The sequence below is a fragment of the Arthrobacter sp. 10T44 genome (assembly GCF_056393885.1).
The window spans coordinates 217,050-227,812 of the sequence record NZ_JBFTGT010000005.1; the positions used below are offsets into that span (position 1 = coordinate 217,050).

Sequence of the window (10,763 nt, forward strand, 5' to 3'; positions counted from 1 at the left end):
GCCAATTTTGGATAATCGTCATTCGGCGCGGCAGCGAGCGCGCGTATTGGGATGATGTCCGGACACGCGTCCGGCCGACGGGCATGCCCAGTGGGACACCGAAGGGCCGCCATGCCCCCCGGAACCCGCGGCCCACCCACGCCTGTTAACCCACTCTTCCCCCGCAGGCCACACCGGGGACCCCGCGCCGTCAGCCGCCGCGGCCACGGTGGAGGCGTGAGGATCGCACTAGTCGCCGAATCATTCCTGCCGCAGATGAACGGGGTCACGCACTCCATCCTGAGGGTTCTGGAGCATCTGCAGGACCGCGGCGACGAGGTGCTGGTGATCGCGCCGTCCACGCAGGACCCCGAGGTCCCCGGCGAGGTCCACGGCGCGCGGGTGCACCGGCTCCCGTCAGTGCCGCTGGCCGGCTACACGAACGTACGGGTGGCGTTGGGCGGTGTGGCCCGGGTCAAGCGAATCCTTGCCGACTACGCCCCCGACGTCGTCCACCTCGCCTCGCCGTTCGTGCTCGGCTGGCGGGCAGCCCAGGCCGCGCACCAGCAGGGGATCCCCAGCGTCGCCGTCTATCAGACTGAGGTCCCCGGCTACGCGGGACGCTACGGCGTCCCGTTCCTGGAAAACTGGGCCTGGAACCGGGTGGAGCAGATCCACCTGCTCGCCACCCGCACCCTGGTCCCGTCGACCTTTGCGCGGAACCAGTTCCTGGGCCGCGGCATTCCCCGGGTGCACATGTGGCGCCGCGGCGTGGACACCCGGCGGTTCAGCCCGGAGAAGCGCGACGACGCGTGGCGGGCTTCGGTCGCCCCCGGCGGCGAGCGCATCATCGGCTACGTCGGCCGGCTCGCCGTCGAGAAACAAGTGGAGGACCTGGCCGTGCTCGCAGATATTCCCGGCACCCGGCTGGTGATCGTCGGCGGCGGGCCGCAGCGCGAAACCCTCGAAGCCGCGCTCCCGGACGCCGTGTTCACCGGGTTCCTCGGCGGCGAGGAACTGGCGCGGGCCGTCGCCTCGTTCGATCTGTTCGTCCACCCCGGCGAGTTCGAGACCTTCTGCCAGACCATCCAGGAGGCTATGGCCTCCGGCGTCCCGGTGGTCGCCACCGGCCGCGGCGGCCCGCTGGACCTGGTGGAGAATTCGCGGACCGGCTGGCTTTACGAACCGGGTGATCTCGCGGCCCTGCGGTCCCGGGTGGCAGACCTTACGGGCGACGACGCCAAGCGCCGCGCTTTCGCCGCCGCGGCCCACGCCTCGGTGCAGGGCCGGACCTGGCACGCGCTGGGCGAGGAGCTCGTGCGGCACTACGAAGCGGTCCGCACCGGTTCCGCCAGCCCCGGTTCCGCCCGCACCGGCTCCACCAGCCCCCGTTCAACCACCAGAGGAGCAACCCTGTGAAGATTTCTGTGATCGGCTGCGGCTACCTCGGCGCCGTGCACGCCGCCACCCTGGCCTCGATGGGGCACACCGTGGTGGGGATCGACGTCGACGCCGCCAAGGTGGCCCAGCTGGACCGCGGCGCCGCCCCGTTCTACGAACCGGGCTTGGACGAACTCCTGCGCGACGGCCGCGCCAACGGCCGACTCGCCTTCTCCACCAGCTTCGCCGACGCCGCCGGCGCGCAGTTGCATTTTCTCTGCGTCGGAACACCGCAGTCCAAGACCTCCGACGGCGCCGACTTGAGCTACCTGGTCTCCGCCACCGAAGCGTTGCTCCCGTTCCTGGCGCCCCGTGCCGCTGTCGTCGGCAAGTCCACCGTGCCGGTGGGCACGGTTGACATGCTCCGCGGTGTGCTGGCCGGGCGCCCGGATGTGCTCCTCGGCTGGAACCCCGAGTTCCTGCGCCAGGGCACGGCGGTGAAGGATTCCCTGGTGCCGGACCGGCTGGTGTACGGCGTGCCGGGCGGCAAGGAATCCGCGCGGCACCCGAACAGCGCCGGCGCCGCCGTCACCGCCGCCCTGGACACGGTCTACGGGCCGCTGCTCTGCGCCGGCATCCCCCGGCTCGTCTGCAACTTCGCGACCGCTGAGCTGATCAAATCGGCGTCGAACGCATATCTGGCCACCAAGCTGAGCTTCATCAATGCGATGGCCGAACTCTGCGAGGCATCCGGCGCGGACGTGACGGAGCTGGGCGAGGCGATGGGCCTGGATCCGCGGATCGGCGGCCGGTACCTGCATGCCGGCCTCGGCTTTGGCGGCGGCTGCCTGCCCAAGGACATCCGTTCCCTCCGGGTGAAGGCCGCCGCGTTGGGTGTGGACTCGGTGGACGCCTGGATGGCCACGGTGGACGGCATCAACCGCGGCCAGCGCACCCGCACCGTGGAGGCTGCCCGGGAGCTGTGCGGCGGCCAGCTGGGCGGCCGGCGGGTAACCGTGCTCGGGGCGGCCTTCAAACCGGACACCGACGACATCCGCGACTCCCCCGCCCTGGATGTGGCCCAGCAACTGGCCGAAGCGGGGGCGCATGTCACCGTCACCGATCCGGCGGCGATCAACAACGCCTGGCTGCGCTATCCGCAGCTGCGCTTCGAGGCCGCCGTCGAGCAGGCGCTCGACGGTGCCGAACTGGTGCTGCTGCTGACCGAGTGGGAGGCCTACCGCTCGCTCTCCCCGACCGCGGCCGGGGAGCTGGTCCGACGCCGGACGGTGCTGGACGCCCGGAACGCCCTCGACGCCGCCGCCTGGACCGCGGCGGGGTGGACGGTGCGGGGCCTGGGACGGGCCGACGCCGGAATTGGCGCGGACGCGGCCGCCGCCGGCCGACTGGCCACCGCCGACTGAGCGGCCCGGCCCCAGCGGCCCGGTCTGAGCGGTCCGGCCCCAGCCCGGACCCAGCGGCCCGGCCTAAGCGGCCCGGCCCCAGCAGGAGCGCGGCAACCCGCCGGACGCCCGCGCCGTGGCGCTGGGCCCGCGCTTCGCCCCCTATGATTTCTGAGGGGAGGATTCAGAATGCAGCATCGTTGGTCTCAGATTTGTCCGGTTACGGCCGCGTGAGCACTTCAGCGCGCCCCGAGGAGGACGCCCGGCTCCGCGAAGCCATGTCCCTGCTCTCAGCCACACTGGAATCCACCGCGGACGGCATCCTCGTGGTCAGTGCCGAGGGCCGGATCTCCTCCGTCAACAACCAGTTCCTCTCGATGTGGGGCATCCCCCGCGAACTCGTGGACACCGGCGACGACGAGTCCGTGATGGGCTTCGTCCTGGGCCAGCTCACGGACCCCGAGCAGTTCCTCGCAAAGGTCACGGCCCTCTACGCCGATCCGGAAGCCGAGAGCCACGACGTGCTGCGCTTCCGCGACGGGCGGACCTTTGAACGGTATTCCCGCCCGCAGAAGGTCGAGGACCGCGTGGTGGGCCGCGTCTGGAGCTTCCGAGACGTCACCGCGGCCCGGCGAGCCCAGGACCAGATCAACCAGGCAATGGCGGACCTCGCGCAGCAGGCCAGCCAGCTGAAGACCCTCGCGTTCCAGGATCCGCTGACCGGGCTCTCCAACCGCCAGCTCTTCAACGACCGTCTGGCGCACGCCTTGGCCGGACCCTACGGGACCGCCGTCGACGTCCTGCTGCTGGACCTGGACGACTTCAAGGAAGTCAACGACATCCACGGCCACCATGCCGGGGACCAGATGCTGATCGAGGTCGGCCGCCGGCTGCGCGCCTGCGTCCGGCCCAACGACGTTGTAGCACGGCTGGGCGGCGACGAATTCGTGGTCCTGCTGGTCGGGTCGCTCGACGCCGACGCGGCCGCCGCGCGGGTCGTCGAATCCCTCAAGCTGCCGGTCTGGATTGATGGCACCATGCTGCGGCCCAGCCTGAGCCTGGGGCTGGCGTCCATCAGCGAAGACGCCGTCGATGCCTCCGAGCTGCTCCGCCGCGCCGACATCGCCATGTACGCTGCCAAGTCCGCCGGCAAGAACCGCTACCTGCGCTTCCGCCCGGAAATGATGACCGCACTGCTGGAGCGCACCGACCTGGAGGCCGGGCTGCGCACCGCGGTCGACAGCGGGGAGATCGCGGTGCATTACCAGCCAATCGTCTCCGCCCGGCTGGGCACCGTTGTCAAGGTCGAGGCGCTGGCCCGCTGGGAACGCGACGGTGCCCTCGTCCCGCCGCATCAGTTCATTCCCGCCGCGGAGCGCAGCGGCCTGATCGTCGAAATCGGCACCGAGGTCCTGCTGCGCGGCTGCACGGAGCTGGAGCCCTGGCTTTCCGCGGACCCCACCCGGTCCCTCGCCGTCAACGTCTCCGGTGTGCAGCTCCAGCACGGCAACTTCCCGGAGCTGCTGTTCGCGACCGCGGGCTCCTGCGGGGTGGATCCGCACCAGCTGGTCGTGGAGGTCACCGAGAGTGTCTTCTTCGACGACGACTGCCAGGTCCAGCGCCAGCTGGTGCAGCTCCGTGGCGCCGGGGTGCGGGTGGCGCTGGACGACTTCGGCACCGGCTACTCCTCGCTGGGCCGCCTGCAGGACCTCCCGGTGGACACGCTCAAGATCGATCAGTCCTTCGTCGCCTTGATCCACGCCGGTACCGAGGAGCTCCCCATCCTGAACTGCATGATCGACATGGCCCACGGCCTGGGCCTGACCGTCACCGCTGAAGGCGTCGAGACCCGGGAACAGGCCGAGTACCTGATGCGACGCGGATGCGATTCCCTCCAGGGCTTCCTGTTTTCCCGGCCCCAACCGGCGACCGGTCTGCCCGCTGCGCTCTCGGCGTCGGCCCGGACCATCACCGCATTGCGCCACGACACTGCCGCCCAAACGCAGTCGGTGCTGTGATTTGGGTCTCATGGCCCTATGATGCTTGAAGTTTAATGACCACCGCCCTGCCGGTGGATTCGAGTGACGAACGCCCGGGGGCTGGCATCGACGTGGAACAAGGATTGGCGGAAACCCTGCTGACGCAGGGCCCTGACGCGTTGCTGCAACTCACCACGGAGGGGGTCATCTCCTATCTGAATCCCGCGGCGGAGCGCCTGTTCGGCTACTCCGGCGAGGAGCTGATCGGCGTCGCGCACAACCGGCTGCTGGTGGAGGACGACCGCGGCGGCTTCCTGCGGGTTCTGAGCCGGCTCGGCCGCGCAGGGACGTCGGGGACGAGGCCTTTCCCCGGCCTCGGGCTGCACCGCGACGGCCGCGAACTGCCGTTGGAAATCACCTGCTCGCTCGTGACCACGCCGGCCGGAACGTCGGTGGCGGTCGCAGTCCGCGACACCACGCACCGCCAGGACCACGACGCCGGCCGGCGCAGCGCCGTCTCGCTCCTGGACGCGACGCTGGAGACGACGGCGGACGCCATCGTGGTGGTGTCCAACACCGGCCAGATCACCGGCGTCAACGAACAGTACCTGCGGCTGTGGGACATGCCGCGGGAGATCCTCGCCGAGGAGGACGCCTACGCCCTGGTCAAATTCATCGCCCAGAAATTGGTTGCCCCGGACTGCTTCAAGGCCAAGGTCGCCGAGCTCTACGCCAACCACGAGCTGCACAGCCACGACGTCCTCGAGTTCCAGGACGGCCGCACCGTGGAGCTGTATTCCCGCCCGCAGAAGGTCGCCGATGAGGTGGTGGGCCGGATCTGGAACTTCCGGGACGTCACCTCCCGCACCGTGGCGCAGGACCAGGCCCGCCGCGCCCTCGACGAGCTGGCACAGCAGGCTGATCAGCTGAAGGCCCTCGCGTTCCAGGATCCGCTGACCGGGCTGGCGAACCGGATGCTGTTCAACGAACGCGCCACCGCCGCGTTGGAGTCCCCCGGACCGGTGGCGGTGCTGCTGCTGGACCTGGACGACTTCAAGGAAGTCAACGACATCCTGGGCCACCACGCCGGGGACCAGATGCTGGTGGAGATTTCCCGCCGGCTGCAAAACTGCGTGGGCCCGCACGGCACCGTGGCCCGCCTGGGCGGCGACGAATTCGTGGTGCTGCTGGTCGGCTGCGGCGATTCGGACGCGGTCGCGCAGCGGATCGTGGCCACGCTGAACGCCCCGGTCTCCATCGAGGGCACCCTGATGCGCCCGGGGCTGAGCCTGGGCGTGGCGACGCGCGGCACCGAGGACATGTCTTCCTCCGAGCTGTTGCGGCAGGCCGATGTGGCCATGTACGCCGCCAAGGAGGCAGGCAAGAACTGCTACGTGCACTTCCAGCCGGAGATGCTGGCCACCTTGCTGGAACGCACGCAGCTGACCGCGGGGCTGCGCCGCGCCGTCGAACTCGGCCAGATCACCGTCTTCTACCAGCCCGTAATCTCCACGAACCGCCGCGAGGTAATCCAGTTTGAGGCCCTGGCCCGCTGGGAACGCGACGGGGTGCTGATGGCGCCGGACGCCTTCATCCAGACCGCGGAGCGCAGCGGCCTGATCCGCGACATCGGGGCCGAGGTGCTCCGGCAAAGCTGCACCGAGCTGCAGTCCTGGCTGGCGGAGGACCCCGGGCGGACCCTGGCCGTCAACGTTTCCGGCGTGCAGCTGCAGCACAAGGACTTCGCCGAGCGGGTGCTGGACATCGCCGCATGGAGCCGGGTTGATCCGCACCAGCTGGTCCTGGAGGTCACCGAAAGCGTGTTCTTCGACGCCGACTCCCACGTCATCCAGCAGCTGATCACCCTGCGCGCCGCGGGCATCCGGGTGGCGCTGGACGACTTCGGCACCGGCTACTCCTCGCTGGGCCGCCTGCAGGAGCTTCCGGTGGACGCGGTCAAGATCGACAAGTCGTTCGTGTCCATGCTGCACACCGGCGAGGAGCGGCTTCCCATCCTGACGTCCATGATCCACATGGCCCACAGCCTGGGCCTGCGGGTGACGGCGGAGGGCATCGAGACGCCCACCCAGGCCCGGTACCTGATGGAACACGAGTGCGACGCCCTGCAGGGCTACCTCTTCTCCCGCCCCGTGCCCGGGGCACGCCGGGCGGCGGCCGTCGCACAGTCCGCGGAGGCCATCACGGCCCTGCAGGAGCCGGCAGTGGCGCTCTAGTTCGGCCCCTTGTCTGGGCGACCGGACGACATATTCGCACGCTTTCACGATTACTGTCGGGGCGGCATGAGACTGTGCTAGCGACCACATATGATTTCAGCAGGCGCGGCCGCGGCGAACCCAATCCGGTTCCCGGCGGTGCGCGGCACCATTCACAGATCCATCGCTTTTGGGGGCAGTACACATCATGGACGCAGCGTTTGCACAGACAGTGCTGGAGCACAGCCCCGACGCCCTCTTGCTGCTTGGCCCGGATGGATCCATCGCTTTCCTGAACACTGCCGCGGAGCAGCTCTTCGGCTATTCCCGGGCGCAACTGCTGGGCGCCGACTACAGCATGCTGCTTGCCGAGTCGGCACGGGAGGACTTCCACAAGGTCCTCGCCGGACTGGAAGGCGGCGCCGGGCGGACGCCCTTCACCGGCGCGGGCCGCCGCGGCGACGCCTCCGAGTTCCCGGTCCAAATCACCTGCGCCGCGCTTCCGGCAGCGCCCGGCACGGCCGGGACCGTCGCAGTCTCCGTGCGCCCGGGAGTCCCGGCCCGCCCCGGCGCCACACCACCCGCAACCCCGCACGACGGCGGAGCCACGGCGGGTGCCGCCGCGGCGGCAGCCGCTCCCCGCCGTCGGACATTCGGCTCGCTGGAGGCAGAACTGGTGCCCGGCACCACCGGCGTGCTTCCCCGTCTCACTCCCGCGGAGCACGACGACCAGCTCAAGGCGGCCGTGCTGCGGGACACGCTGACCGGGCTGCCGAACGGGACCCTGTTCAACGAGCGCCTCGCCGCGGCGCTGCGCCGGCCGGACCCGGTGGATGTGCTGCTGATCAACGTGGACGATTTCAAGAGCTACAACGACATGCTGGGCCGTTCCGCCGCGGACGAGCTGCTTGTGGAGGTGGCCAGCCGGCTGCGCAACTGCGTCCGGCCGCACGACACTGTGGCCCGGCTGGGCGGCGACGAATTCGTGGTGCTGCTGACCGAGTGCCTCAATGCCGGAGCCGTGGCGAAGCGGATTTCCGAGTCCCTGTACGTCCCGGCACGGATCGGCGGATCGCTGGTGCGGCCCGCGGTCAGCATGGGACTGGCGGCCAAGACGCCGGAGACCCACGACGGCGCTGAACTGCTGCGGCAGGCGGATTCGGCCATGACGGCGGCCAAGGCGGCGGGGAAGAACACCTGGCTGCAGTTCCGGCCGGAGATGCTGAACACGGCCGCCAACAAAGCCCAGGGCGAGACCGGCCTGCGGCAGGCGGTGGAACTGGGGCAGATCTCGGTCCACTACCAGCCGGTGGTGTCCCCCGGGCTCGGCGCCGTGGTGCAGTTCGAGGCCTTCGCGCGCTGGGAGCGGCACGGCAAGCTGGTGCCGCCCAACCAGTTCCTGCCGGTGGCCGAACAGAGCGGCCTGATCCGCGAGATCGGCGACGAGGTCATGCGCCGCGCCTGTGCCGAGATCCGGCCCTGGCTGGCCGGCGATGCCGCGTACAGCGTGGCCGTGAATGTCTCCGGCCTGCAGTTCCAGCACCGCGACTTCGCCACCGACGTGCTGGGCATTGTCGCCTCCACCGGGGTGGACCCGCGCCAGCTCATGCTCGAACTGACCGAGAGCGTGTTCTTCGACGCCGATTCGGACGTGCTCCGGCAGTTGGCACAGCTGCGCGAGGCCGGCGTCCGGATCGCGATGGACGACTTCGGCACGGGTTACTCAACGCTGGGCCGGCTTAAGGAACTGCCGCTGGACAAGGTCAAGATCGACCGTTCCTTCGTGGCGATGATCAAGACGGGCAAGGAACACCTGCCGTTCTTCCGTACCATGATCAACGCCGCGCAAAACCTCGGGCTGAAGGTCACGGCCGAGGGCATCGAGACGCCGGCGCAGGCCAAGTACCTGATGGATCTGGGCTGCGACTCGCTGCAGGGGTACCTGTTTGCTAAGCCCGCCCCGGCCAGCGACCTCGCCGGGACTATGGAAAGCGCCCTGACGGCGATCGACAAGGTCGAAGCCGCAGGCTAGCCTCCGGCTCCCGCAGCTCCGGCACGTGACGCTCCCGCAGCTCCGCGGCCGACGTTCCCGCCCAGTTGTAACCCCCGGCAGCACTCCGGCAGCCCGGTGTAGCCCGGTGTAGCCCGGGTTGGCGCGGAGTCATCCCGTGGCCTACCTAAGAACCGGGCAGGAACGTCAGCAGCGGGACCCCCACCGCCTGGCGGGGCCCCGGCGCAAAGGTCGGGTTAGCGCTTTTCGCAGGCGATGCCGTCGTTGTCACGGTCGAGGTCGTACTCGCCGCGGTGCCGGACGGCGCCGCCGTCGTTGTAGCCGTAGAGGGTGTTGTCCACGCGGAAGGTGGTGACCCGCTTGCCGGTGGTCTTGTCCTTGGCGCCCTTGCGGCCCACGCCGTGCGGGTAGACCTTGTTCAGCTCCGTGCAGTTCTTGTACGACTTCGGCGCCGGCGCGGCAGACGCCGGCACGGCGGTGCCGCTCAGCACGACGGCGCTGGCAGCCAGCGAGGCAATCATCAGTTTCTTCAGGCGCACCTTCGAGCACTCCCCCAATATGAAGCCCTCGGCCGCGTGTCGGCGAGGGGCAGGGAAAGACTATCCCACGATTCCGTTCATTGGGAGGAGGCTCAACCGCGGGGGTCGAGCCTGTCGGAGTCCTGGGCCACCATGGCGGTGCTGCGCTCCCACAGTTCCCTGGAGAGTTCCGCGTCGTAGGCCTGCTTGTTGGCCTTCGCCAGCGCCCGCTTGGCGTAGTAGGCGCCCGGGACCCACTCCTGCCCCGGGACGGCCGTGGCAAGCCACACGAGGGTGTCAGCGCCCTGCTCCGGGGACAGCATGAACCGGTTGAGGAAGCTTCGGTACATAAAGCGGAACGGGCTGGTGGTGTCCGCGGCAAAGTTGGTGGCCACTACGCCGGGGTGGAACGCCGCCGTGGAGATACCGGCTGCGTGGTAGCGGTTGTGCAGCTCGGCCGTGAAGAGGATGTTCTCCAGCTTCGCGTTACCGTAGGCCAGATTGGCGGAGTATTTGTTCGCGAGCTCCAGGTCGTCGATGTCCAGCCGGCCGTAGAGCGAATTGGCGGCGCTGGAAGTGTTGATGACGGTGGCCTTGCTGGCGGTCAGGGTGTCCAGCAGTTCGGTGGTGAGTAGGAACGGTGCCAAGTGGTTGATCTGGAAGGTCTTCTCGTGACCGTCGACCGTGAGCTCCCGGGTGCCCATGATGCCGCCAGCGTTGTTGGCCAGGACGTCGATCCGCGGGTACTTCTCCCGCAGCTGCGCGGCGAGCCGGCGGACCTGCGCCAGGTCGGCGAAGTCGCTGACGAAGTAGTGGTCCGCGCCGATTTCGTTCGCGATCCGTTCGGTCTTCTCGGCCGAACGCCCGACGACGACGACGTTCTCGCCTCGTGCGGCGAGGGTCCGGGCGGCGGACGCGCCGATCCCGTCGCTGGCGCCGGTGATGACGATGGTCCGTGCAGTCATGGGATCTCCCGAGTTGGTATTTAGTAGAAGCTACTCAAGAGTATTCAACGCTGAAGCGCCGGCAGGTGTTCCTCCCCACCCAACACTCCCGCAGGTGTGGCAAGTTCCTGCCCACGCTCCCGCACTTCCACAGGTTGCTACGGAGACCTTCAGCTCTGTGCTTGGTGTGTTAAAAGGCTCAGGCCCCGACACTGTGTGTCGGGGCCTGGCTGTAATGGTTGTCCGGCGGTGACCTACTCTCCCACACCCTCCCGGGTGCAGTACCATCGGCGCTGTGGGTCTTAGCTTCCGGGTTCGGGATGGGACCGGGCGTTT

Annotated in this window: 7 protein-coding genes and 1 rRNA gene; 5 read left to right on the top strand and 3 right to left on the bottom strand. The window is 69.1% G+C overall.

What is annotated here, in order from left to right; all coding sequences use genetic code 11:
* Positions 1-216 precede the first annotated feature (216 nt).
* The 5 genes from AC1DBL_RS11320 to AC1DBL_RS11340 all read left to right on the top strand — a co-directional run bounded on the left by AC1DBL_RS11320 (position 217) and on the right by AC1DBL_RS11340 (position 8,986).
* Complete coding sequence (locus AC1DBL_RS11320) at positions 217-1,398, top strand: glycosyltransferase family 4 protein (RefSeq protein ID WP_476926121.1); 1,182 nt, start codon at positions 217-219, stop codon at positions 1,396-1,398.
* On the top strand, positions 1,395-2,783 hold the full coding sequence (locus AC1DBL_RS11325; RefSeq protein WP_476926122.1) for a UDP-glucose dehydrogenase family protein: 1,389 nt from the start codon (positions 1,395-1,397) through the stop codon (positions 2,781-2,783). The genes AC1DBL_RS11320 and AC1DBL_RS11325 overlap by 4 nt, the downstream gene beginning before the upstream one ends.
* A 209-nt stretch (positions 2,784-2,992) precedes the next feature.
* Complete coding sequence (locus tag AC1DBL_RS11330) at positions 2,993-4,780, top strand: putative bifunctional diguanylate cyclase/phosphodiesterase (RefSeq protein ID WP_441418555.1); 1,788 nt, start codon at positions 2,993-2,995, stop codon at positions 4,778-4,780.
* A gap of 35 nt (positions 4,781-4,815) precedes the next feature.
* A complete protein-coding gene (locus tag AC1DBL_RS11335) occupies positions 4,816-6,975 on the top strand; it encodes a putative bifunctional diguanylate cyclase/phosphodiesterase (protein WP_441418556.1) in 2,160 nt (719 codons plus the stop codon).
* A gap of 187 nt (positions 6,976-7,162) precedes the next feature.
* On the top strand, positions 7,163-8,986 hold the full coding sequence (locus AC1DBL_RS11340) for a putative bifunctional diguanylate cyclase/phosphodiesterase (RefSeq protein ID WP_441418557.1): 1,824 nt from the start codon (positions 7,163-7,165) through the stop codon (positions 8,984-8,986).
* A gap of 215 nt (positions 8,987-9,201) precedes the next feature.
* Here the strand turns inward: AC1DBL_RS11340 and AC1DBL_RS11345 are convergent, their stop codons facing one another.
* From AC1DBL_RS11345 to rrf, 3 genes are all read right to left on the bottom strand, one after another.
* Positions 9,202-9,504 carry an excalibur calcium-binding domain-containing protein gene (locus tag AC1DBL_RS11345; RefSeq protein ID WP_441418558.1) on the bottom strand — a complete coding sequence of 101 codons (303 nt, stop codon included), beginning with the start codon at positions 9,502-9,504 and terminating at the stop codon, positions 9,202-9,204.
* Between the two features lie 92 nt (positions 9,505-9,596).
* A complete protein-coding gene (locus tag AC1DBL_RS11350; protein WP_476917844.1) occupies positions 9,597-10,448 on the bottom strand; it encodes an SDR family NAD(P)-dependent oxidoreductase in 852 nt (283 codons plus the stop codon).
* 220 nt (positions 10,449-10,668) lie between these two features.
* A 5S ribosomal RNA gene (rrf, locus tag AC1DBL_RS11355) occupies positions 10,669-10,763 on the bottom strand; the annotation flags it as partial.